This is a genomic window from Variovorax sp. J31P179 (assembly GCF_030316985.1).
Classification (GTDB): domain Bacteria; phylum Pseudomonadota; class Gammaproteobacteria; order Burkholderiales; family Burkholderiaceae_C; genus Variovorax; species Variovorax ginsengisoli_B.
Genome location: NZ_JASZYL010000004.1, coordinates 299,054 through 321,978 on the forward strand (window position 1 = coordinate 299,054; position 22,925 = coordinate 321,978).

Below are 22,925 nucleotides of genomic sequence, written 5' to 3' on the forward strand. Positions count from 1 at the left end.
CAGTAATCGAGGGCACCGACCTCTGGACGCTGGCCGTGATCCTCGGCCTGGCCGGCGTCACCGTGCTCACGCGCTGCTTCTTCTTCATCCTCGACCGGCCCTGGGGCCTGCCGGAGTGGGCCCACCGGGCGCTGCACTACGCGCCGGCGGCGGCGCTGGCGGCGGTGATCGCGCCCGAGATCGTCATGACGCAGGGCCACCTGATCTCGACCCTGCACGACGCCCGGCTCTACGGCGCCGTCGCCGGCACCGCCTATTTCTTCTGGCGGCGCGGCGTGCTCGGGACGATGCTGGCGGGGATGGCGGTGTACCTGCCGCTGCACCTGGGGCTGGGCTGGTAGCAGGTCCGCCGCCGGGCCGCCCTCAGCCGCGCAGCGTCTGCCACAGTTCGCGGTCGCGCTCCGCGGTCCAGACCACCGGGTGCTCGATGCCGCGCAGCTCGTCATAGGCGCGCGACACGTCGAATGGCAGCACGTGCTGGAACACTGGCCAGTCGCCGAAGCGCGGCTTCATCGCCAGCTCGGCGCGCTCGAAGCAGCCGCGCAGGCTGTCGCCGGCAACGATGCCCGAGCGCACGCTGGCCAGCAGCGTCGACAGGAAGGCTTTCGTGAGTTCGATCGCCTCGGCGCAGCCCGCCGCGCCTTTCACCACCGCGCCGCGACCCGGCACCAGCACCTCGGGGTTGAGTGCGGCGACGGCATCGAGCGTGCCGGCCCAGTCCTGGATGTAGGCGTCGCCGGCATACACGCCGCAGCGGTTCTCGACCACGTCGCCCGAGAACAGCACGCCGCAGTCGGGCAGCCAGGCGACCGTGTCGCCGCCCGAGTGGCCACGGCCCAGGCACATCAAGCGCACCTCGCGCGGGCCGAGCCACAGGCTCATCTCGCGCTCGAAGCTCATCGTCGGCACCGTGAGTCCGGGGATCTCCTCGACGCCGGCAAAGAGGCGCGGAAAGCGCCCGACCTCGGAATCGAAATCGGCCTGCCCGCGCTCGCGCACCCAGTCGAGCGTGCCCTGGCTGGCGATGATGGCCTGGACCTCGTCGAAGGCGCTGGCGCCCATCACGCGCACCGCGTGGTAGTGCGTGAGCACGATGAACTTGATCGGCTTGTCGGTGACCGCGCGGATGTCGGCCAGGAAGTCGCGCGCCATGCGCGGCGTGGGCCGCGTGTCGATCAGCACCACATGCGCATCGCCGACGATGAAGCCGCAGTTGGGATCGAAGTCGCTGATGTAGCCGTACACGTTGGGCGCGAGTTCGCGCACCTGCGGCTTCTGCTCGCGGGTGTCGGAGGCGGAGGCGAAGGAAACGGAAGCGGTCATGCGGGGCTTCGAGGTGGGGTTTCGGACGGCGTGCCGGCTTCTCGCGCGGCATCGATGCAGGCCAGCAGCACGGCCTGGTCGCCGCACTGGTTGGCCAGCAGCAGCACGAGGCGGGCATTGAAGTCGGCGCTCTGCGCCTCGGTCAGCCCTTCATGGGCGCCGACCCAGGCCGCGTAGAAGCCGTCGGGATGGGGATGTGGGGTTCGGTGATCATGTCTTGTGACCTTCAACGGTGCGCCAGCGCGGCGTGGACCGCGGCCGAGATCGACGCCGGCGTGGGCTTGTCCAGCAAGGTGGCGCGATAGGCGTCCGGACGCACCAGGCACAGGCTGCCGGGCGTCGCGTTGCCGAGGTGGCGCGCCAGTGCCTCGTCGGGCTGCAACGTGGCCAGGTCGCTGTCGCCGCCCACCGCGACCAGCCGCAGCGGCAGCGAGGCCGCGACATCGGCCGCGGCTTCCGCCTGCGCGCGCGTCGGCGCGAACCACAGGCCCAGGCAGCGGGTGCCGTCGGCCAGCAGTTCCATCAGCGTGGTCGGCGTGCCGTCGAGGTGGCGCAGCGGCAGGTTCTGCACGCTGCGTCCGCCCTCGGGCAAGTGAGGTGCCGCAGGGTAGTCGTTGGCGACCGACATGCGGCCCGTGTTCACCAGTGCGCGGGCGAAGGAATGGCGCGATGCGAGCGCGACCACGGCCCGGCGGAGCGTGTGCTCGGCCGGCGTCCGCGGTGCGAGGAAGCGTGCCGAGCGGCTGGTGACGCGGAGGTTCTCGATCGCCGCCGGGCGGCGTTCGGCGTCGTAGGTGTCGAGCAGCGCATCGCCGGCAAGACCCTGCGCGACCAGCGCCAGCTTCCATCCGAGGTTGGCCGCGTCCTGGATGCCGCTGTTGCCGCCGCGGGCGCCGAACGGGCTCACGACGTGGGCCGAATCGCCGATGAACAGGATGCGCCCGTGCCGGAAGTTGTCGAGCAGATGATCGCGGTAGCCGTACGGGCCGATCCAGACGAACTCGAATTCCACGCCGGGGCCGAGTTGCTCGCGCAATCGCGCACCGGCCACTTCGGGCCGGCTGATGTGGGCCGTGTCGCAGTCCTCGGGCATCTGGTAGTCGATGCGCCAGACGCCGTCGCCCATCAGGTGCTGCCACACGGCGCGGCCCTCGTTGAAGGGCGCATCGACCCAGGTCCAGCGCTCGGTCGGCAGCGGCTTCTTGAAGCGCACGTCGCTGATGCACCAGCGGTCGGTGCTGCGCGATGGGTGCGCGTCGATGCCGAGCCGGGTGCGGATCGGGCTGTTGGCGCCGGTGGCGTCGATCAGGTGGTCGGCTTCGATCGTGTAGCGGCCGGCGGGTGTTTCGACCTCGATGCGCACGCCGTCGGCGAGCGGCGTCACGTCGACCACGCGGTTCTTCCAGCGCAGGTCGGTCAGGCCGAGTTCGATGATGCGCTCGACCAGGAACCACTCGATGTAGAACTGCTGCAGGTTGATGAAGGGCGGCTGCGCCGAGACGCTGTCGGTCTTCAGGTTGAAGTTGTAGACCTCCTGCTGGTCCGAGAAGGTGCGGCCGAAGGACCAGGTGATGCCCTTCTCTGCGACGCGCTCGTAGATGCCCAGCCGGGCGAATATTTCCAGGCTCTTCTGCGCATAGCAGATGCCGCGCGACGAGGCGCCGCGCACGCCGACCGTGTCGTCCTCGTCGAGCAGCAGGGCGCGCACGCCGCGGCGGGCGAGATCGCAGGCCAGCGTGAGTCCCGCCGGGCCAGCGCCGACGATCACGATCGGGTGGCGCGCGACGCTGTCGCTGCCGAGTTCGGGCGGCGCCACGAAGGGCCAGCTTGGCAGTTCGTAGGCGGGGGCGAACTTGTACCTTTCCATGGCAATGCTCACAGCGCGTGCGCCCATTCGGCGATCGCATCGGCGGCTTCCTGCACCAGTTGCGGCTGGCCCGCCAGGTAATGGTTGCCGCCGACGATGTCGACGTTGCGGATGCGCGCACCGCCGGCGGCCAGCCAGGCATCGCGGGTGCTCGGGAAGGTCGACTGGTCGCCGGTGTAGGTCAGCAGCAGCGTGGGCACCGTGGTGCGCGCCAGGTTCGACGGGCCGTCGGCCTGAGAGCGCGACGACCACTGCGAGAGAAACGCGGTCAGCGAGGTGGTGCGCCCCATCGCGTTGGCTGAATAGTTGACCTGCCGCGCATCGCCCCAGACGCTGCCGGGCGCGCGGTCGTTGGCGTCGATCGACAGGTCGACGCAGCGCGGATCGGCATGGGTGCGGTAGACGATGAAGGCCTGGTCGCGCGGCGCGCCCGGGGTGCTGCGCAGCTGGCGAAGCCGTTCGAGCGACCAGCGCTCGATGCGCTCGAGCCGGGCCTGCTGGGCGGCGCTGAAGCGGGCCAGGAATTCGTCGCTGTACGGCAGCGCGTGGCGGGTGTCGTACATGTCGAGTTCGGGGTCGACCGACAGCGGGTCGTGCTCGTCGGTCACCGAGGGATCGATCCAGTCACGCATCAGCTTCGAGCGGCCCTGGTGCGCTGCGCAGAGCGAGATGCCGTCCACCGGCGGCAGGTCGTCCGGGTGCAGGTGGGTCGGGTCGCCGTCGGCGAAGCGGTGGGCCGTGAGCTGCTCGGCCTGCGCCTGGTAGAAGCTGGCCAGCGCGGCGCCGCCCGAGTTGCCGATCAAGACGACCTTCTCGTAGCCGGCCGCGCGCAGGAACTGCACGCCGGCGCCGAGGTCCTGGATCGCGCGCTCCATCAGCAGCACCGTGTCGTTGCCCATGTAGCGCGAGTTGAGCCCCATGCAGCAGATACCGCGCGCGGCCAGCGGGCCGATCAGGTAGTGGCCCATGAAGTTGCTCGTGGGATGCATCACGATCGCGGCGACCTTCTTGGGGCCGGCCGGCGCCTGGTAGGCGCCATAGATGCGCGGGCGCAGCATCTGCAGGCCGGACTGGCTTTCGAGCGAGGCGCCGGGCTTGACGTCGATGACGGCGAGTTGCAGCTCAGGCATGCGCAGCCTTTCCGGCGGCGGCCGCGCGCAGCCCGGCCTTGCGCTGCGTCCAGGCGTCGAGGTCGGCGCGCGCATGCAGCGCGTGGGCGTCCATCTCGGCCTGCGGAACGGTCGGCGTCGTCAGCTCGACGCGGATGCCGTTCGGATCGAAGAAATAGATCGATTCGATGATGTGGTGGTCGGTCGGGCCCAGCACCTCGATGCCGGCAGCTTCGAGCCGGGCCTTGGCGGCGCGCAGCTCGGCCTGCGAATCGACCCGCAGGGCAATGTGGTTGACCCAGGCCGGCGTGTTCGGCGAAGGCAGCGCCGCGATGTCGTCGCCGAGGTCGAAGAAGGCGATGTACGAGCCATCGCGCATCTGGAAGAAGATGTGGACGTAGGGGCAGTACTCGCCGGTGCTCGGCACGTGGTCGCTCTTGATCACGTGCACCAGCGGCAGGCCGAGCAGGTCTTCGTAGAAGCGGCGGGTCTCCTCGCTGTCGCGGCAGCGCCAGGCGAAGTGGTGCAGGCCGCGCACGGGCACGGGGGGGGGTGGGGGGTGGGGCATGGTGCGTCTCTCTTTAGTCAGTTGAGGACAGAGCAAAAACTGCTGCGCAGTTTCTTGGTCTGTCCCGCAAGGTCTCAGGCTTGCAGGGTCGGAGCGATTGGGCCGCCATTCTTCTTATGATTCAATCGAAATAAATTCATCGATTGATGAAGCGAGGCCATGAATCTGACCCTGCGCCAACTGCGCGCCTTCGCCGCCGTGGCCGAGACCGGCAGCTTCACCGCTGCCGCCGCCACCCTGCACCTGACCCAGTCGGCGCTCAGCGTGCTGGTGCGCGAGCTCGAACGCGAAATGGGGGTGCAGCTGTTCGACCGTCACACCCGGCGCGTGCTGCTGTCCGAGGCCGGGCGCGAATTCCAGCCCTCGGTCCAGCGCCTGCTGGCCGACCTGGCGGGCGCGGTGGCCGGCGTCACCGACCTGCGCGACAAGAAGAAGGGCGTGCTGCGGCTGGCGGCGCCGCAGCTCATGGCCTGCACGCTGATGCCGCGCGTGATCGCGGCCTATCGCGAGCGGCATCCCGACGTCGATGTCCGGCTGGCCGACACGCTGCCCGAGCACCTGCTCGACGGCCTGCTGTCGGGCGAGGTCGAGCTGGCGGTCGGCCAGGATGTGGCGGTGGACGCCGCGCTGGTCGAGCGGCGGACGCTATTTCGCGACCGGCACTGGCTGATCTGCCCGCCGGGCCATGCGTTCGCGCGCCGCCGCCAGGTCCGCTGGAGCGAACTCGGCCCCTACGTCTTCATCGCGCCGACGCGCGACTTCCGCCAGCGCGTGCTGCCCGAACTCGCCGCCGACACGCGCGACTTGATGCTGCGCGCCAGCACGCAGGAGGTCTCGTATATGACGACCGCGCTCGGCATGGTCGCCTCCGGGCTCGGGCTCACGGTGTGCCCCACCTATTCGGCCTCGCTGGTGCGGGCCCACGGGCTGCAGATGGTGCGGCTCGACCGGCCCGACTTCCACCGCGAGGTCTGCGTCTACGGGGCGGCGAAACGCTCGCTGTCGCCGGCGGCGGCCAGCTTCGTCGAACTGCTCCAGCAGGTCGCCCGCGAGCCGGGCCTGGCGGGCTGAAACCTACAATGGCGCTGCCCGTTGTGGCCCCCTCCATCCGCTTTCAGATTGCCACCCATGAACGTCCTTCGATTCACCGACCTCTGTGCGCAAGGCAAAGTCGCCGGCCAGCGCGTTTTCATCCGAGCCGATCTCAACGTGCCGCAGGACGACACCGGCCGCATCACCGAGGACACCCGCATCCGCGCCTCGGTGCCCTGCATCCGCGCGGCGCTCGACGCCGGCGCTGCCGTGATGGTCACCTCGCACCTCGGCCGGCCCACCGAAGGCCAGTTCAAACCCGAGGATTCGCTGGCCCCGGTCGCCGCCCGCCTGGGCGAACTGCTCGGCCGCGAAGTGCCGCTGGTTTCCAACTGGGTCGATGGTGTCCAGGTGCAGCCGGGCCAGGTCGTGCTGCTCGAAAACTGCCGCCTCAACAAAGGCGAGAAGAAGAACGACGAGGCGCTGGCGCGCAAGCTGGCCGCGCTGACCGACATCTACGTCAACGATGCCTTCGGCACCGCGCACCGGGCCGAGGCCACCACCTATGGCATCGCCCAGTTCGCCAAGGTCGCCTCGGCCGGCCCGCTGCTGGCGGCCGAGATCGATGCCATCACCAAGGCCCTGGCGCAGCCGCAGCGGCCGCTGGTGGCGATCGTCGCCGGCTCCAAGGTCAGCACCAAGCTGACCATCCTGAAGAGCCTGGCCGAGAAGGTCGACCAGCTGATCGTCGGCGGCGGCATCGCCAATACCTTCATGCTGGCTGCCGGGTTGAAGATCGGCAAGTCGCTGGCCGAGCCCGACCTGATCGACCAGGCCAAGGCCGTGATCGATGCCATGCGCGCGCGCGGCGCGGCGGTGCCGATCCCGGTCGACGTGGTGACGGCCAAGGCCTTCGCGGCCGACGCGGCGGCGACCATCAAGGACGCCACCGACGTCGCCGATGACGACCTGATCCTCGACATCGGCCCGAAGACCGCCGAACTGCTGGCCGCCCAGCTGCGCGAAGCCGGCACGATCGTCTGGAACGGCCCGGTGGGCGTGTTCGAGTTCGACGCTTTCGCCAACGGCACCAAGACCATCGCCCAGGCCATCGCCGAGAGCAAGGCGTTCTCGATCGCCGGCGGCGGCGACACGCTGGCGGCCATCGCCAAGTACGGCATCGAGGACAAGATCGGCTACATCTCGACCGGCGGCGGCGCCTTCCTGGAAATCCTCGAAGGCAAGACACTCCCCGCCTTCGAAATTCTTGCCAAGCGCGCAGCGGGTGGATAAAGCTCTTCCGGTACTCCTATAAAGTGTATACAGTACGGCATACAAACACTTTGCGGGACAGACCAAGAAACTGCCCGGCAGTTTTTGCTCTGTCCTCAACTGAATAAATGGAGACAACGATGAGCACGCCCCGCCTGCCCCGCCACGCCACCAAGATCGTCGCGACCCTCGGCCCCGCCTCGAACACGCTCGAGCTGCTCGAGCAGATGATCCACTACAAGGTCAGCGTGGTGCGGCTCAACTTCAGCCACGGCACGGCGCAGGACCATATCAACCGTGCCGCGATGGTGCGGGAGGCGGCCCGGCGCAGCGGCCGGGAGGTGGCGATCATGGCCGACCTGCAGGGCCCGAAGATCCGGGTCGGCAAGTTCGCCGAGGGCAAGGTCTGGCTCGAGCCCGGCGCCAAGTTCATTCTCGATGCCTCGCGCACCGAGCCGGGCGACGTCGACGCCGTCGGCCTCGACTACAAGGACCTGCCGCGCGACGTCAAGCCGGGCGACAGCCTGCTGCTGAACGACGGCCTCATCGTGCTGACGGTCGACGCGGTCAAGGGCGATGCGGTCCACACCACGGTGCGCCTGGGCGGCGAGCTGTCCAACAACAAGGGCATCAACAAGCAGGGCGGCGGGCTCACCGCGCCGGCGCTGACCGCCAAGGACATGGAGGACATCAAGACAGCGATGAGCTTCCAGGCCGACTACGTGGCGGTGAGCTTCCCCAAGAACGCGACCGACATGGAGATGGCGCGCCAGCTGTGCAACGTGGCGGCGGCCGAGTTCGGCCACAAGCCCGGCATGATCGCCAAGATCGAGCGCGCCGAGGCGATCCCCAAGCTCGAGGAGATCCTGCGCGCCAGCGACGGCATCATGGTGGCCCGCGGCGACCTGGCCGTCGAGGTCGGCAACGCCGCCGTGCCGGCGCTGCAGAAGAAGATGATCCGCATGGCGCGCGAGATGGACAGGGTGGTCATCACAGCGACCCAGATGATGGAGTCGATGATCACCAATCCGGTGCCGACGCGGGCCGAGGTCAGCGACGTCGCCAACGCGGTGCTCGACGGCACCGACGCCGTGATGCTCTCGGCCGAGACCGCCTCGGGCCGCTACCCGCTCGAGACGGTGCAGGAGATGAGCAAGATCTGCGAGGCCGCCGAGGCCGCCGAGGACCTGCAGCTCGACGCCGACTTCAGCGGCAAGAACTACAGCCGGATCGACCAGTCGATCGCGATGGGCGCGCTGTTCACGGCCCACCACCTGGGCGCCAAGGCGATCGTCGCGCTGACCGAATCGGGCTCGACCCCGCTCTGGATGAGCCGCCACCGGGCGCACATCCCGATGTACGCGCTGACCTCGCGGCTCTCGACCCAGCGCAAGATGGCGCTGTATCGCAACGTGCGGCCCTTGCTGATGGATTCAGAGAGCGATCGGGACACGGCGCTGGAGCAGGCCGAGGCGCATCTGAAAAAGCGCGGCATCGTGCAGACCGGCGATGTCTACGCGATCACCTGCGGCGAGCCGATGGGCGCGCCCGGCGGCACCAACATGCTGAAGATCTGCCGCGTCAGCTAGCGCGTCCTCGCGGTTGCACGGGCCATCGGAGCCGTCCTACAAGGGCCCTCGGTAGAATCCCGGGAGTTCTTTTGTCTTCATCCCTAGATTCCCGCGAGGTATTTCCATGGCACTCGTCTCGATGCGCGAACTGCTCGACCATGCCGCCGCCAACGGCTACGGCATTCCGGCTTTCAACGTCAACAACCTCGAACAGGTGCAGGCCGTGATGGAGGCCGCCAAGGAAGTCGGCGCCCCCGTCATCCTGCAAGCCAGCGCCGGCGCCCGCAAGTACGCCGGCGAAGCCTTCATCAAGCACCTGATCCAGGCCGCCATCGAGGCCTATCCCACGGTGCCGCTGGTGATGCACCAGGACCACGGCCAGAGCCCCGATGTCTGCCGCGGCGCGATCGACCTCGGCTTCAGCTCGGTCATGATGGACGGCTCGCTCGAAGCCGACGGCAAGACCATCGCCAGCTACGACTACAACGTCGACGTCACGCGCAAGGTGGCCGACATGGCGCACAAGGTCGGCGTCACGGTCGAAGGCGAACTCGGCTGCCTGGGCTCGCTCGAGACCATGAAGGGCGACAAGGAAGACGGCCACGGCACCGACGACACCATGACCCGCGAGCAGCTGCTGACCGACCCCGAGCAAGCCGCCGACTTCGTCAAGCGCACCCAGATCGACGCCCTGGCGATCGCCATCGGCACCAGCCACGGCGCCTACAAGTTCACCCGCGAACCCACCGGCGACATCCTGGCGATCGACCGCATCAAGGAAATCCACCGCCGCATCCCGAACACCCACCTGGTGATGCACGGCTCGTCGAGCGTGCCGCAGGAGCTGCTGGCGATCATCCGCCAGTACGGCGGCAACATGAAGGAAACCTACGGCGTTCCGGTCAAGGAAATCCAGGAGGCCATCAAGCACGGCGTGCGCAAGATCAACATCGACACCGACATCCGCCTGGCGATGACCGGCGCGGTGCGCAAGTTCCTGGCCGAGAACCCCGAGAAGTTCGACGCTCGCGAATGGCTCAAGCCGGCGCGCGAAGCCGCCCGCCTGATCTGCAAGCAGCGCTACCTCGAGTTCGGCTGCGAAGGCCAGGGCCCGAAGGTCAAGGGCGACACCCTGCAGGTGGTCGCCGCCAAGTACGCCAAGGGCGAGCTCGCGCAGCAAGTGGTCTGACCCTTCGCTTGCGCCTGAAAGCCACCTTCGCGGTGGCTTTTTTCTGCGCCCGCCGCTGCGCGCGCACAATCTCCGGCGTCACCCGCCCCGCTTCATCCATTTCGCCATGACCACCGTCCATACCTCCTCCATCAAAAGCCTTCCGCTGCTGGCGCGCGGCAAGGTGCGCGACAACTATGCGGTCGGCACCGACCGCATCCTGATGGTCGCGAGCGACCGCCTGTCGGCCTTCGACGTGATCATGGGCGAGCCCATCCCTGGCAAGGGCGTGATCCTGACGCAGATGGCGCTGTGGTGGTTCGACCGGCTCGGCCACCTGTGCCCGAACCATCTGACCGGCGACGCGCCCGAAAGCGTCGTGACGCCCGAGGAGGTCGCGCAGGTCGAAGGCCGCTCGATGCTGGTCAAGCGGCTGACGCCGATCCCGGTCGAGGCCGTGGTGCGCGGCTACCTGGCCGGCAGCGGCTGGAAGGAATACCAGGACAACCGCGCCGTCTGCGGCGTCCCCCTGCCCGAGGGGCTGACCAACGCCAGCAAGCTGCCGCGGCCGATCTTCACGCCCGCCGCCAAGGCGGCGGCCGGCGCGCACGACGAGAACATCAGCTACGACAAGGTGGTCGAGGTGGTCGGCCCGAAGCTGGCCCAGCAGATCCGCGAGACCAGCATCGCGATCTACGAGGCCGCGGCTGCGATCGCGCTGACCAAGGGCATGATCATCGCCGACACCAAGTTCGAGTTCGGCCTCGACGAGGCCGGCACGCTGGTGCTGATGGACGAGGTGCTGACGCCCGACAGCTCGCGCTACTGGCCGGTCGAAGGCTACGAGGCCGCGCTGGCCGCCGGCACCAACCCGCCGAGCTACGACAAGCAGTTCGTGCGCGACTGGCTCGAGGCCACGAAGATCAACGGCAAGCCCTGGGACAAGACGCCGCCGGCGCCGCGCCTGCCAGCCGAGGTGATCGAGAAGACGGCCGCGAAGTACCGCGAAGCCCTTCAGCGGCTCACAGGCTGACTGCTGCCTGATCCGGCCGCGGAATGTAAATAGATCACAAAATCCGCGGCAATACTCACCGCACGCCAGCCTCGCAGTCTTCCAAACTCTTTTCATCCCCCCAGATGAGGAGAGCACCATGGAAACCGCAGCAGATTTCGAGATCACCTACCTGGAGCGCTTTGGCCGCGACGTCACCGCCTCGCCGCCGGACGCGCTGCAGCCCGGCATGCTGGCCCGGGTGCTCGACGAGATCGACCATGGCCTGCTGCTGCTGGACCTGACCGGCCGCATCCTGCATGCCAATTTCCCGGCCCGGCGCGAACTGGCCGCGGCGCGCGCGCTGCGCAGCGGCGAGGGCATGCTCTGCGCCGGCAACGCCGCCTCCCAGGCGAAGATCCGCCAGGCCCTCAAGGATGCCGAGCGCGACTGCCGCAGCATCGTCGAGCTCGAGGACGGCGAGGATTCGCTGTCGGTGGCCTTCATTCCGCTGGCCGCGGTGCACGGCAGCGGTACCGTCGACACGGTGCTCGTGATGTGCAGCCGCCGTCCCGGCTGCGAGACGCTGACGATGCAGATGTTCGCCCGCGCCCGGCACCTGACGCGGGCCGAGCAGAACGTGCTGGCCCGGCTCTGCGCCGGCCATGGCGCCGAGGAGATCGCCTGCCTCGAAGGCATCCGGATGTCCACGGTGCGCACCCACATCAAGAATGTCCGGCAGAAGACCGGCAGCAGCAGCATCCGCGAGGTGGTGCACCGCGTCTCGCGGATGCCGCAGATCGTGTCGGCGCTGAGATTCGGCGAGTGACGGCCGGCGGGGGCGGCCCCGCTGACCTTATATTCGACGGATGCCCGCTGCCTCCGGTGTCGAAAACGTCCCACTCCCGCCCGCCCTGCTGCAACTCGCCCAACGCGGCATCCAGCGCCGCTACCGAACGCGGGCGCGGCTGATCGAGGAAGGCGAGCAGGGCGGCTCGATCTACATCGTGCTGTCTGGACGGCTGCGGGCCTTTCTCTCGGACGCGCGCGGCCGCGAGATCACGCTGGGCCTGCACGGGGCGGGCGAATATGTCGGCGAGATGTCGCTCGACGGCGGCCCGCGTTCCGCCAGCGTGGAAGCGGTCGAGCCGACCGTCTGCGCCGTCGTCACCCGCGAAACCATGTTGCAGCACATCGCCGACCATCCCGATTTCGCGCTGGCGCTGATCGTGCGGCTGATCCGCCGCGCCCGGCTGGCCACCGAGAGCGCGCGCAGCATGGCGTTGCTCGACGTCTACGCGCGCCTGAAGCGCCTGCTCGAGGAACGCGCGTCGGCGCCGGCGGCGGACGGCAGCCGGCCGATCGCCGAGCGGCTGACGCACCAGGCGATCGCCAGCGAGATCGGCTGTTCGCGGGAAATGGTGAGCCGGCTGCTCAAGGACCTCGAGCAGGGGGGCTACGTGGCGGTCGCGCAGCGCCAGCTGACGCTGCTGCGGGAGTTGCCGGCGCGCTGGTAGCCGGGGGGTCTCAGCGCGCCGCGCTCAGCGTCGCCACGGTGCGACCGCTCGCATCGAGCAGGGCCAGCCGGGTCGGACTCTGCAGCCGGTAGCTGGCGGTGGCCTGCAGGGCGGCAAAGAACTGTTGCTCCTTGGTGCCGAGCGCCGGGTCGGCGCAGGCCATCCGGGTCGAGGCCAGCTGGCTCAGCTTGAGCGTGCTGCCGCTGCGCTCGAATGTGCCCGACAGCTGGTTGCAGCCGCCCGAGCCGCTCACGCGTCCGCTGCTGCGGTTGAACACCACCTGCGGATCGCGCCGCGGATCGCTGCCGGCGGCCACCGGCTCGCCGCCGAGCTGGTCGAGGCGCCAGACCGGGCCTTCGATCGGTTCGTCGAGCGGGATGCCGCTGCCGCAGCCGGCCGTCAGCATCGCTGCCAGCAGGGCGGCCGTGAAAAGGGGGATGGCGGCAGGGCGGGAGCGCATGGGCTGTGTGTCCTTCTGCAACAAATTGATATTTGCGCCATCGTATGCGACCGCGCCCGGCGCGCCAACGCCTCGCGCTTCTTGGACCTCAGCTGAGGACCACGCTGCTCAGTCGACGCCGGTAGCTGGCCACGGTCGGGTCGTCCGGCGGAATCTGGCCGTCGGCGACCTTGACCTTCGGCGGTTCGATGATGTCGAGCACCGCGATGTAGGTCTTGCGCGCCAGGTCCTCGTTCCAGCTCTTGTCACGCATCAGGATGTCGAGCAGCTCATCCATGGCGTCGGTCCAGCGCCGGGCGGCCATCAGCAGGCGGGCGCGGTCGAAACGGGCGTCGAAGTCGCGCTTGTTGGCGGCGATCCGGCCGTCCAGGTCGGCCAGCGCGGGTGCCGCCGCCCCCGTGGCCGGGGCCGCGAAGTCGATCGCGTCCATCCAGCGCTGCAGCGAATCGAAGCGGCGCACCAGCGAGGTCTTGGCGATCACCGGGGCGAACGCGACCTTGGCGTCGTCGGTGCGGCCTTCCTGCAGCAGCAGCTTGACGTAGTCGAAGCGGGCGTCGTCGTTGGCCGGGTCGGCGGCGACCGCGTGCTGCAGCTTCTCGAGCGCGCCCTGGGTGTCGCCCTCGGCCAGCGCCTGCTGGGCCGAGACTTCTTCGTCGAGCGGCGGCGCGTCCTCGTCGCCCGGCGGCACGTGCTTGTCGAGGAAGGTGCGGATCTGGTCGGCCGGGATCGCGCCGACGAAGCCGTCGACCGGCTGGCCGTCCTTGAACATGACGCAGAACGGGATGCTGCGCACGCCGAACATCTGGCTCAGCTGCTCGGAGATCTGCGGCACCTTGTCGGCATCGAGCTTGGCCAGCGTGAAGCGGCCGGCGTACTCGACTTCGAGCTTTTCGAGCACCGGCCCGAGCTGTTTGCAGGGCCCGCACCATTCGGCCCAGATGTCGAGCAGGACCGGCGTGGTCATCGAGCCGTCGATCAGCTCGGACTGGAAATTTTCGAGGGTGATGTCGATCATCGCGGGAAGGTGGGGGTGAAACGTAAAATTGGAACCATGAAGCAAGCAATTCAGGTCGGCGTGGTGATGGGCTCGAACTCCGACTGGGAGACGATGCGCAACGCGGTCGAGATTCTCCAGCAATTCGGCATCGCCCACGAAGCCCGGGTGGTCTCGGCCCACCGGATGCCCGACGATTTGTTCGCCTACGCCGAAAGCGCCGCGCCGCGCGGGCTGGCGGCGATCATCGCCGGTGCCGGCGGGGCCGCCCACCTGCCGGGCATGCTGGCGGCCAAGACCACGGTGCCGGTGCTCGGCGTGCCGGTCGCCAGCCGGCACCTGCAGGGCCTCGATTCGCTCTACAGCATCGTCCAGATGCCCAAGGGGGTGCCGGTGGCGACCTTCGCGATCGGCAATGCCGGGGCGGCCAACGCGGCGCTGTTCGCGGTCGCCATGCTGGCGGTCGGGGATCCGGCGCTGCGGGCGCAGCTCGACGCCTTCCGGCTGCGGCAGACCGAGGCCGCGCAGGCCATGACCTTGCCGCCGGGCGATGCCGAGCCGGTGTCGCCGTTCTCGCCGCAGGGCGGGGGGGCATTGTGAGCCGCCGGGCCGCTCCCAAGGCGAACACCGCAGCGCGCAGCGCGGAGGTGTCGAAATGAGCGTCGTGTTGCCGGGCGCCACGCTGGGGGTGCTCGGGGGCGGCCAGCTGGGGCGGATGTTCGTGCATGCGGCCCAGACCATGGGCTATTTCACCGCGGTGCTCGACCCCGACGCCGACAGCCCCGCCGGGCGGGTGAGCCACCACCACATCCACACCGACTACACCGACGTCGACGGCCTGGCGCGGCTGGCCGGCCTGGCCGACGCCGTGACGACCGAGTTCGAGAACGTGCCGGCGCCCTCGCTCGCGCACTTGGCGACGGCCCGGCCGGTGTCGCCGGGCGCCGACGCGGTGGCGATCGCCCAGGACCGGATCCGCGAAAAAAGCCACTTCGTGCGCTGCGGCGTCGAATGCGCGCCTTACGCCGTGATCGAGACCGACGAGCAGCTGGCGGCCGTGGCGGACGAAGTGCTGCCCGGCATCCTCAAGACCGCGCGGCTCGGCTACGACGGCAAGGGCCAGCGCCGGGTGGCGACCCGGGCCGAGCTGCAGGCCGCCTGGCACGACGCCGGCGACGTGCCTTGCGTGCTCGAGCAGCTGCTGCCCCTCGACTTCGAATGCTCGGTGATCGTCGCCCGCGGCGAGGACGGGCAGATGGTGAACTTCCCGGTGCAGCGCAACCTGCACCGCGACGGCATCCTGGCCGTCACCGAGGTCCATCCCCACAACATGCCCGAGTCGACCGCCCGCCGCGCCGTGGCCGCGGCCCGCTCGATCGCCGAAGGGCTGGCGTACGTCGGGGTGCTGTGCGTCGAGTTCTTCGTGCTCGGCGACGGCCGGCTGGTGGTCAACGAGATGGCGCCGCGCCCCCACAACAGCGGCCACTGGACGGTGGACGCCAGCGATGTCTCGCAGTTCGAACTGCAGGTGCGCACGCTGGCCGGCCTGCCGCTCAATCCGCCGCGCCAGCACAGCGTGGCGATCATGCTGAACCTGCTGGGCGACCTGTGGTTCGTCGACGGCGAGACGCCGCAGGAGCCGCGCTGGGCCGACGTGCTGGCCCTGCCCGGCACCCACCTGCACCTCTACGGCAAGACCGAGGCGCGCCGCGGCCGCAAGATGGGCCACCTCAACATCACCGGCGACGGCATCGAGACGGTCCGCAGCACCGCCGACTTCGCGGCGGCGTTGCTGGGGCTGGCGATCCCGTTGTCCGAATGAGCGGGGGCGCCGGGATGATCCGCGATGGCCGCCTGCCCGAGGCGATCGCCGAGGCGTCGCAGGTCCTGCGCGCCGGCGGCCTGGTCGCCTTCCCGACCGAGACCGTCTACGGACTGGGCGCCGACGCCGGCAGCGATGCCGCGGTTGCCGGCATCTTCGCGGCCAAGGGCCGGCCCAGCGACCACCCGCTGATCGTCCACGTGGCGGCGGGCGCCCGGGGCACCGAGGCGCTGGCGCATTTCGCCCGGCCCCTGCCGGCCTTCGCCCAGAAGCTGGTGCGCGCCTTCTGGCCCGGCCCGCTGACGCTGATCGTCGAACGCCAGCCCGGCGTCGGCGCCGCGGCCGCCGGCGGCCAGGACACCATCGGCCTGCGTTGCCCGGCGCATCCGGTGGCGCAGGCCCTGCTGGCCGCCTGCGCCGAACAGGGCGTGCTGGGCGTCGCCGGGCCGAGCGCCAACCGTTTCGGCCGCGTCAGCCCGACCACCGCGCTGCACGTGCAGCAGGAGTTCGGCGACACGCTGCTGGTGGTCGACGGCGGACCGTGCGAGGTCGGCATCGAATCGACCATCGTCGACTGCAGCCGCGGCGCGCCGGTGCTGCTGCGTCCCGGCGCGATCACGCGCACGCAGATCGAGGCCGCCGGCGGCGAGCCGCTGCGCGACAAGGACTCGCTCGGGGCGCCCGACCCGCGGGCCTCCGGCACCCTCGAAGCGCATTACGCGCCGAGCGCCAAGGTGCGCCTGATGGACGCCAAGGCCTTGCAGGCCGGCCTCGACGTTCTGGGGGCGAGCGCCGCCAACATGGCGATCTGGTCGCGGACCGTGTTGAACAGCCGGTCGCAGCGCCTGCTGCAGCGGCGCATGCCCGACGACGCAAGCGCCGCGGCGCAGCAGCTTTTCGCGGTGCTGCGCGCCTTCGACGCCGAGGGCGTCAAGCTGATCTGGGTCGAGACCCCGCCGCCCGGCCCCGAGTGGGAAGGCGTGCGGGACCGGCTGACGAGAGCGTCGAAGGGTTAGCCCCCCGAAGCCAGCACCCCTACAAAAAACCCCCGCGCCGCCGCAATGCAGAACGGCGGCACCAGCGTGCCGTGATAAGCCTGCACCACCGCCTGCTGCTGGTTCGCGGTCGTTCCGCCGGCGCTGGTCGCGGCGCCGATCTTGGCCTGCGCGAAGCCGGCCCGCGCGGCCGAGAAGGCGTCGGTGGCGTTGATGTCCTCGAGGTCGACGACGGTCAGCGCCGAGGCCGGCATGCCGCTGGCGCGGAAGTAGCCGGCCGTGGCCCGGGTGCTCAGGAAGTTCACGGTCGGGTCGTTGGCGCCGCCGCACATCAGCACCGGGCGCGTCGGCAGCCAGTTGCGCAGGTCGTTCGCCAGCGCCGCCCTGCGGAAGCCGAGCAGCGGCTGGCAGCCCAGCGGCGACGCGTTGTTGAGCGAGGCCGGCGTCGCCGGCAGCGCATTGCCCGGGCAGGGGTTGACCTGGATGTCGGTGGCGGCCTGCGTCAGGTAAGTCTGGCGGACCAGGTTGTTGGGCGCATAGAACATGGCGAACGAGGGATCGACCGGGCCCGGCACCGCGTTCGGCGGAAAGAGCGCCAGCGGTGGCAGCTTGCCGGTGGTGTAGAGCGTGTTGCTCGGCGTCAGGCTCGGCAGCAGGGTGTCGATGCCGGCGGCGTACTGGGTTTCGTAAATGTCGGCGGTGTTGTTGTAGACGTAGCCGAACTGCTTCTGCCAGCTGGTCGACAGCAGCGGCGTGAACAGCGTGCTGCCCAGCGCCGGCCAGCCGCTGAAGGTGTAGTCGGTCAGCAAGCTGATGGCGGCCGGCGCGGACAGCGGCGCCGACGCCGCCACCTTCGCGCCGATGGCCTGCAGCTCGCGGTGCGCCGCCAGGGCGACATAGCCGCCCTGCGAATAGCCCGTCACGAACAGCGCGCCGGCGTCGCTGGCGTCGATGAAGGGGAAAGTCTTGCGCGCCGCGGTCAGCGCATCGACCATGTCCTTGCCCTGCTGGTTGCCGTTGAGGTAGGGGTGGTAGGTGAGGGTCGACTTGTCGTAGCCGGCGTAGTTCGGCGCCACCACGATGAAGCCCTGGGCCGCGAACATCGCCGCCACGATCACCCCTTCGGCTGCCGCCGGCTGGCTGGTGTCGGTCCAGCGGGCGATGTTGTAGCTGCGTTCCACGGCGGTGCCGTGCGCGTACAGCACCACCGGGCGGGGACCGTTGCAGGCCGGGTCGGTTCCGGCCGGCACCATGATCGCGGCGGTCGCGTTGGTGGCCTCGCCCTGGCCGCCGATGGTGCGGTATTCGAGGTAGCGCAAATCGACGCCGCACTTCGGCGTGCCGGCGATGGTCTGCAGCGAACGGCCCTGCGCAGTGACCTGCAGCAACGCCGTGAACTGGTCGGTCGTGAGCCGCTGCACCCGCTCCGGCGGCTGGGTCACGACCGAGCCGCGCCCGGTGTCCGCCGGCACGTTGACGGCGAAGCCGTCGTTGCCGCCGCCTCCACAGCCGGCGAGGATCATCAGGGCGACGCCCGAGAGGGCGAGGGCTGGGAGTCTGTTCATGGGATGCGTCTCCTGCGGGGTTTCGACCGGCAATCGATTCTGGTCACCGCCCGCCCCATGCGCAAGCGGCCGCCGCCTACACGGCGAGCGCGGGGTCAGTCCTGGGCGGCCCAGTCGACCAGGGCGTCGAAGGCCGGACGCGCCGCGACCGCATTGGCGTGGTTGGCGATCGCGACCACCACCCAGCGCCGGCCGCTGGCTCCGTGCACGTAGCCGGCCACGCCGGCGGCATCGCGCAAGGTGCCGGTCTTCAGGTGCGCGGCACCGCCCGAGCGCAGCGCGCGCTTGCGCAGGGTGCCGTCGACGCCGGAGGCCGGCAGCGAGGACGCCAGCTCCGGCATCAGAGGAGAGCGCCAGGCCACCTGCAGCATCCTGCCCAGCGCGGCGGCGCTGATGCGCTCGTCGCGCGACAGGCCCGAGCCGTTGTCGATCACCGGCTGGCCCTCGCCGGTGCCGATGCGCTCGTTCCACCACTGGCGCAAGGTGGCGCGCGAGGCGTCGAGCGTGCCGCGCTTCTTCTGCTGCAGCCCGAGCGTCAGGAAGAGCTGCTGCGCCATCACGTTGTTGCTGTACTTGTTGATGTCCCGGATCACTTCGGCCAGCGGCGGCGATGCCGCCTCGAACGCCGGCCGCAACCCGGCGGGGACCCGGCCGTCGCGCACCTGGCCCTGGAGCCGGCCGCCCATCTCGGCCCAGAGGCCGCCGACGGCGCGCTCGGCGTAGCTGCGCGGATCGGCATAGGCCACGGCCCAGGTCTTTTCGCCGCAGGCGGCCGGAAAGCTGCCGGCGAATCCGAGCCGCGCCGGATCGGCGAAGTCGCTGCCCAGGGCGCTGCGCCAGTCGCCGCACTCGCCGGCCGCCAGCGGCACCGCCGCCTGCATCGCGACGCCGGCCAGCGGGGGTTCGTAGCTCACCCGCGCGGTCTGCGCGCCGCGGTCGGGCACGAAGGTCATGACCACCGACTTGAAGTTCACCAGCAGGGCGTCCGGGGCGGCGTTGTAGGGGCGCTGGCCCTCGCCGTCGAAGGAATTCGGATCGCTGGCGGCCACCTCGAAGGCGCTGCGATCGAGCACGATGTCGCCCTGCACGGCCTGGATGCCGAGCCCTTTCACCCGGCGCAGCAGCAGCCACAGCCGTTCGATCACCAGCTTCGGGTCGCCCTGGCCCTGGATGTAGAGATTGCCCTCGAGCACGCCATTGCGCACCGGGCCGTCGACGTACACCGGCGTCTGCCAGGTGAAGGCCGGGCCCAGCAGGTCGAGCGCCGCATAGGTGGTGACCAGCTTCATGATCGACGCCGGGTTGACCGGCACCTGGGAGCGCCAGGCGAGCCGCGGCGGCTGTACGCCCTCGGCATCCACCACCAGCATCGTGACCGCGTCGCGCGGCACCTTGGCGCGGGCCAGCGCCGCCTCGACCTCGTTCGGCAGACCCTGGGCCAGGACCGGCGCCGCGGCGGCGGCGAGTGCGAGGACGAAAGCCAGGGGGCGGGCAAGGCGCGAGCGGCGGTGCTCGGACGGCGGGGCGACGGTCATGCCGGGATTATCCCGGGCCGGCGCCGGCTCTCGCGGCCGGCGGCTGCAGGCCGGCCGCCCACCCTGGATAATCCCCCGATGCCCGCAGCCCCCCGTTTCTCAGCCCGCACCATCGGCATCGGCGCGGCCGTCGTCACGGTGGGGGTCTGGACCGCGTTCATCGTCATCGCGCGCGCTTCCGCCGGGCGCTCGCTGACGCCCTTCGACCTCGCCTTCGCCCGCATCTGCGGCGCCAGCCTGGTGCTGCTGCCCTGGGGCGCCTGGCTGGTCATGCGCGCCCGCGCCGAAGGCTCGGCCCGCGACTCCTTCTTCGGCCTCTCGCCGCTGCCGCTGCGACTGACCGCGCTGGCCGGCGTCTGCGGCGGCCTGGCCTACGCGCTCCTGGCCTATACCGGGTTCTTCTTCGCGCCGGCCAGCCACGCCTCGGTGCTGATGCCCGGCAGCCTTCCTCTGTGGACCACGCTGCTGGCGGCCCTGATCCTGCGCGACCGCATCACGCCGCTGCGCGCGCTCGGGCTGGCGCTGATCGTCCTCGGCGACCTGTTCGTCGGCGGCGCCAGCCTGCTGCACGCGCTCGAAGGCGGCCAGATCTGGAAGGGCGACCTGCTCTTCATGAGCGCGGCCTTCAGCTGGGCCTGCTACAGCATCGTCGTCCGGCGCCACGGGCTCGAGGCGGTGCGCGCCACCATCGCCATCACCGTGTTCGCCTTCGCGGCCTTCGTGCCGGCCTATGCGCTGCTGACCGCGGCCGGCCTCGTCCGCAGCCACCTGGCCAGCGCGCCGGTCGGCGAGATCCTGTTCCAGATGGCTTTCCAGGGCCTCGGTTCGGTGGTGATCTCGGGCATCGCCTTCACGCGGATGATCCAGTACTTCGGGCCGGTGCGCTCCACCATGATCACGGCGCTGGTGCCGGGGCTGTCCGCGTTCGGCGCCGTGATCTTCCTCGGCGAACCGCTGAGCTGGAGCCTGTTCGCGGGCCTCATGCTGGTGACCGCCGGCATCCTGTTCGGCGTCCAGCGCAGCCGGGCGCCGGGTGTGCGGCCGATTCCCGGGGTGGCCGTGGCCGGAGGGCGTGCCGATGGCTAGGCTGCTCGCCTTCGACACCAGCACCGAGGCGCTGTCGATCGCGGTGCGCCACGGCGACCTGCTGTTGGAGCACAGCGGGACCGGCGGTGCGCAGTCGTCGGCCAGCCTGATTCCCCTGATCCAGCAGCTGCTCGGGGCCGCCGGCCTGAGCTTGCGCGAACTCGACGCCATCGCCTTCGGCCGCGGACCGGGCTCGTTCACCGGGCTGCGCACGGCCTGCTCGGTGGCGCAGGGGCTCGGCTACGGCGCCGGCGTCCGGCTGCTGCCGATCGACACCCTGCATGCCGTGGCCGAGGAAGCCCACGACCGCTTCGGCGCCACCCGCGTGGTGGCGGTGCTCGATGCGCGCATGGACCAGGTCTATGCGGCCGGCTACGACTTCGGGGTCGAGTGGGTCGCCAGCGAGGCCGAACTGATGGCACCCGAAGGCGTCGTGGTGCCGGAGGGCTGGGCGCTCGCCGGCAATGCCTTCGCCGCCTATGGCGAGCGCCTGCCGCGCGCGGTGGCGCGCCACGAGGTGCTGCCCACCGCGGCCGCGATGCTGCGGCTGGCGCCGGCGCTGCTGGCCGCCGGCCGGACAGTGGCGCCGGCCGAGGCCTGGCCGCTGTACGTGCGCGACAAGGTGGCGCAGACGACCGAAGAGCGCGCGGCGCTGAAGGGAACAGCGTGAGCGCCGTCCTGTCGTCGCCGCGCGAGGCGCGCCTCGAGCCGATCACGCTCGAACGGGTGCCGGCCGTCTGCGCGATCGAACGCAGCGCCTTCACCCATCCCTGGACACCGGCCAACTTCACCGATTCGCTGGCCGCCGGCTACCACTGCCAGTGCCTGGTGGCGCCGCCGCCCGAGAGCGATCCCGCCGAGGCCCCGCGGGGCGCCCGCGCCCTCTGGCACCGGGTGGTGGCGCGCGAGCCCGGCGAGACGCTGATCGGCTATTTCGTCGCCATGAAGGGCGTCGACGAAGTGCATCTGCTCAACATCACCGTCGCGCCGGCCTTCCAGGGCCAGGGCTGGGCGCCGCTGATGCTGGAGGCCCTGGCCGGCTGGTCGCGCGGCCAGAACGCGCAGTGGCTGTGGCTCGAGGTGCGGGCCAGCAACCTGCGCGCGCTGGCGGTCTACGAGCGCAACGGATTCCGGCGCGTGGGCATGCGCAAGGGCTACTACCCGGCGCAAGGCAGCGCCCGCGAGGATGCGGTCGTGATGAGCCTGCGCCTGCACGAATCAACGAGCGCCTGGGGCGGACTGAAATGACTTCCGAAGCTTTGACACTCGATGCGCGCCAGCGCGCCATGCTCGACGAAATGGGCATCAAGCTCTTCTGGTGGCGCCAGCCGGAAGCGGTCGAAGCGCCGGTGCCGGAAGCCCCCGCGGCCCGGACGGCGCCCGCCATCGAGGCCGAGGCACCGGCGCTCCCCGCCGCGGCGCCCGCGCGAGCGGCACCGGCCGTCGCCGCACCGGCGCCCGTCGTCCAGCGCGCACCCGCGGCGGCGGGGCACGGAGCCGCCGTGCTGGCCGAGGCGCCACGTCGCCTCGCCGGCGATCCGGCCGCGGCCCAGGGAGGCTGGCTGATCGTGGCCGACATGCCGCCGGCGCTGGATGGCCGTCATGGCGATCCGTTCGACGGCGATGCCGGCCGGCTGCTCCACAACATGCTGAACGCGCTCCAGTTGCATGGCGGCGCGCTGCCGGTGCACCTGATGCGCACCCACCGCGGCGTCGCCTCGGGCCAGCCCGGCAGCCCGCGGCCGATCGACGAAGCGCTGGCGGAGGGCGCCGCGGCGCTGGCGCCGAGCGTGGTGCTCGCCATGGGGCCGCTGGCGGCCCAGAGCCTGATGCAGACCAGCGAGCCGCTCGGCAAGCTGCGTGGCCGCGTGGTGCCAATGGACCTGCCGGGCCTGCCGGCGCTGCCGGTGGTCGCGAGCTACCACCCCGCCTACCTGCTGCGCAATCCGGCCGACAAGGCGCGCGCCTGGGCCGACCTATGTCTCGCCGCGGAACGGGTGTCGGCAGAGCGCGCCGGCCCCAGCCCCGACGCCTGAGTCGAGCCAGCCAG

At 70.5% G+C, this 22,925-nt stretch carries 24 protein-coding genes; 15 read left to right on the forward strand and 9 right to left on the reverse strand.

Features of this window, described 5'->3' with window-relative positions; translation table 11 throughout:
• Positions 1–5 precede the first annotated feature (5 nt).
• Positions 6–341, forward strand: a complete 336-nt coding sequence (locus QTI17_RS12450; RefSeq protein WP_286533820.1) for an AzlD domain-containing protein — start codon at positions 6–8, stop codon at positions 339–341.
• A 22-nt stretch (positions 342–363) separates the two neighbouring features.
• Here QTI17_RS12450 and QTI17_RS12455 read toward each other — a convergent pair whose 3' ends face one another.
• The 5 genes from QTI17_RS12455 to QTI17_RS12475 are packed head-to-tail and all read right to left on the reverse strand — an operon-like array spanning position 364 to position 4,867.
• A complete protein-coding gene (locus QTI17_RS12455) occupies positions 364–1,323 on the reverse strand; it encodes an MBL fold metallo-hydrolase (protein ID WP_286533469.1) in 960 nt (319 codons plus the stop codon).
• Entirely contained in the window at positions 1,320–1,553 is a 234-nt protein-coding gene (locus QTI17_RS12460) for a DUF2783 domain-containing protein (RefSeq protein ID WP_286533470.1), read from the reverse strand. The genes QTI17_RS12455 and QTI17_RS12460 overlap by 4 nt, the downstream gene beginning before the upstream one ends.
• Positions 1,550–3,190, reverse strand: a complete 1,641-nt coding sequence (locus tag QTI17_RS12465; protein WP_286533471.1) for an FAD-dependent oxidoreductase — start codon at positions 3,188–3,190, stop codon at positions 1,550–1,552. Before QTI17_RS12465 ends, QTI17_RS12460 begins: the two co-directional genes overlap by 4 nt.
• An 8-nt stretch (positions 3,191–3,198) precedes the next feature.
• Positions 3,199–4,320 (reverse strand): alpha/beta hydrolase family protein, encoded by a 1,122-nt coding sequence (locus tag QTI17_RS12470; RefSeq protein WP_286533472.1) that lies wholly within the window; start codon positions 4,318–4,320, stop codon positions 3,199–3,201.
• Complete coding sequence (locus QTI17_RS12475; RefSeq protein ID WP_286533473.1) at positions 4,313–4,867, reverse strand: VOC family protein; 555 nt, start codon at positions 4,865–4,867, stop codon at positions 4,313–4,315. Before QTI17_RS12475 ends, QTI17_RS12470 begins: the two co-directional genes overlap by 8 nt.
• A gap of 159 nt (positions 4,868–5,026) precedes the next feature.
• Here QTI17_RS12475 and QTI17_RS12480 point away from each other — a divergent pair, with 159 nt between their 5' ends.
• From QTI17_RS12480 to QTI17_RS12510, 7 genes are all read left to right on the forward strand, one after another.
• Positions 5,027–5,938, forward strand: coding sequence for a LysR family transcriptional regulator (locus tag QTI17_RS12480; protein WP_286533475.1), 912 nt, complete (start codon positions 5,027–5,029; stop codon positions 5,936–5,938).
• A gap of 57 nt (positions 5,939–5,995) precedes the next feature.
• Entirely contained in the window at positions 5,996–7,192 is a 1,197-nt protein-coding gene (locus QTI17_RS12485; RefSeq protein WP_286533476.1) for a phosphoglycerate kinase, read from the forward strand.
• Between the two features lie 119 nt (positions 7,193–7,311).
• A complete protein-coding gene (gene pyk / locus QTI17_RS12490; protein ID WP_286519829.1) occupies positions 7,312–8,760 on the forward strand; it encodes a pyruvate kinase in 1,449 nt (482 codons plus the stop codon).
• Between the two features lie 106 nt (positions 8,761–8,866).
• Positions 8,867–9,931 carry a class II fructose-bisphosphate aldolase gene (gene fba / locus QTI17_RS12495; protein ID WP_286533477.1) on the forward strand — a complete coding sequence of 355 codons (1,065 nt, stop codon included), beginning with the start codon at positions 8,867–8,869 and terminating at the stop codon, positions 9,929–9,931.
• 106 nt (positions 9,932–10,037) lie between these two features.
• The gene (locus tag QTI17_RS12500) at positions 10,038–10,943 is read left to right on the forward strand and encodes a phosphoribosylaminoimidazolesuccinocarboxamide synthase (RefSeq protein ID WP_286533478.1); all 906 of its coding nucleotides are present in this window, start codon (positions 10,038–10,040) and stop codon (positions 10,941–10,943) included.
• A gap of 118 nt (positions 10,944–11,061) precedes the next feature.
• Entirely contained in the window at positions 11,062–11,730 is a 669-nt protein-coding gene (locus tag QTI17_RS12505; protein ID WP_286533480.1) for a helix-turn-helix transcriptional regulator, read from the forward strand.
• Between the two features lie 40 nt (positions 11,731–11,770).
• Positions 11,771–12,418 carry a Crp/Fnr family transcriptional regulator gene (locus QTI17_RS12510; RefSeq protein ID WP_286533481.1) on the forward strand — a complete coding sequence of 216 codons (648 nt, stop codon included), beginning with the start codon at positions 11,771–11,773 and terminating at the stop codon, positions 12,416–12,418.
• A gap of 10 nt (positions 12,419–12,428) precedes the next feature.
• On the opposite strand, the gene QTI17_RS12515 is transcribed toward QTI17_RS12510, so the two are convergent.
• Both QTI17_RS12515 and QTI17_RS12520 read right to left on the reverse strand, forming a co-directional pair.
• On the reverse strand, positions 12,429–12,878 hold the full coding sequence (locus QTI17_RS12515) for an META domain-containing protein (RefSeq protein ID WP_286533482.1): 450 nt from the start codon (positions 12,876–12,878) through the stop codon (positions 12,429–12,431).
• Between the two features lie 88 nt (positions 12,879–12,966).
• Positions 12,967–13,893, reverse strand: a complete 927-nt coding sequence (locus QTI17_RS12520; protein ID WP_286533483.1) for a tetratricopeptide repeat protein — start codon at positions 13,891–13,893, stop codon at positions 12,967–12,969.
• 36 nt (positions 13,894–13,929) lie between these two features.
• Here QTI17_RS12520 and purE point away from each other — a divergent pair, with 36 nt between their 5' ends.
• Genes purE through QTI17_RS12535 form a run of 3 tightly spaced genes read left to right on the forward strand, consistent with a single transcriptional unit; the run spans position 13,930 to position 16,710 of the window.
• The gene (gene purE / locus QTI17_RS12525; RefSeq protein WP_286533484.1) at positions 13,930–14,472 is read left to right on the forward strand and encodes a 5-(carboxyamino)imidazole ribonucleotide mutase; all 543 of its coding nucleotides are present in this window, start codon (positions 13,930–13,932) and stop codon (positions 14,470–14,472) included.
• Positions 14,473–14,527: 55 nt separating this feature from the next.
• Positions 14,528–15,694, forward strand: a complete 1,167-nt coding sequence (locus tag QTI17_RS12530) for a 5-(carboxyamino)imidazole ribonucleotide synthase (RefSeq protein ID WP_286533485.1) — start codon at positions 14,528–14,530, stop codon at positions 15,692–15,694.
• 14 nt (positions 15,695–15,708) lie between these two features.
• Positions 15,709–16,710 (forward strand): L-threonylcarbamoyladenylate synthase, encoded by a 1,002-nt coding sequence (locus tag QTI17_RS12535; RefSeq protein ID WP_286533821.1) that lies wholly within the window; start codon positions 15,709–15,711, stop codon positions 16,708–16,710.
• Here the strand turns inward: QTI17_RS12535 and QTI17_RS12540 are convergent.
• Entirely contained in the window at positions 16,707–18,254 is a 1,548-nt protein-coding gene (locus QTI17_RS12540; RefSeq protein WP_286533486.1) for an alpha/beta hydrolase family protein, read from the reverse strand. The genes QTI17_RS12535 and QTI17_RS12540 overlap by 4 nt on opposite strands.
• A 95-nt stretch (positions 18,255–18,349) precedes the next feature.
• Positions 18,350–19,789 carry a D-alanyl-D-alanine carboxypeptidase/D-alanyl-D-alanine endopeptidase gene (gene dacB / locus QTI17_RS12545; RefSeq protein ID WP_286533487.1) on the reverse strand — a complete coding sequence of 480 codons (1,440 nt, stop codon included), beginning with the start codon at positions 19,787–19,789 and terminating at the stop codon, positions 18,350–18,352.
• A gap of 78 nt (positions 19,790–19,867) precedes the next feature.
• On the opposite strand from dacB, the gene QTI17_RS12550 reads away from it, so the two are divergent.
• From QTI17_RS12550 to QTI17_RS12565, 4 genes are read left to right on the forward strand one after another with little or no spacing between them, the layout of a single operon-like run.
• Positions 19,868–20,875, forward strand: a complete 1,008-nt coding sequence (locus tag QTI17_RS12550; protein ID WP_286533488.1) for a DMT family transporter — start codon at positions 19,868–19,870, stop codon at positions 20,873–20,875.
• Positions 20,868–21,545, forward strand: a complete 678-nt coding sequence (gene tsaB, locus QTI17_RS12555) for a tRNA (adenosine(37)-N6)-threonylcarbamoyltransferase complex dimerization subunit type 1 TsaB (protein ID WP_286533489.1) — start codon at positions 20,868–20,870, stop codon at positions 21,543–21,545. The genes QTI17_RS12550 and tsaB overlap by 8 nt, the downstream gene beginning before the upstream one ends.
• Positions 21,542–22,123 carry a ribosomal protein S18-alanine N-acetyltransferase gene (gene rimI / locus QTI17_RS12560; RefSeq protein ID WP_286533491.1) on the forward strand — a complete coding sequence of 194 codons (582 nt, stop codon included), beginning with the start codon at positions 21,542–21,544 and terminating at the stop codon, positions 22,121–22,123. The genes tsaB and rimI overlap by 4 nt, the downstream gene beginning before the upstream one ends.
• Positions 22,120–22,911, forward strand: coding sequence for a uracil-DNA glycosylase family protein (locus tag QTI17_RS12565; protein ID WP_286533492.1), 792 nt, complete (start codon positions 22,120–22,122; stop codon positions 22,909–22,911). The genes rimI and QTI17_RS12565 overlap by 4 nt, the downstream gene beginning before the upstream one ends.
• Positions 22,912–22,925: the final 14 nt, after the last annotated feature.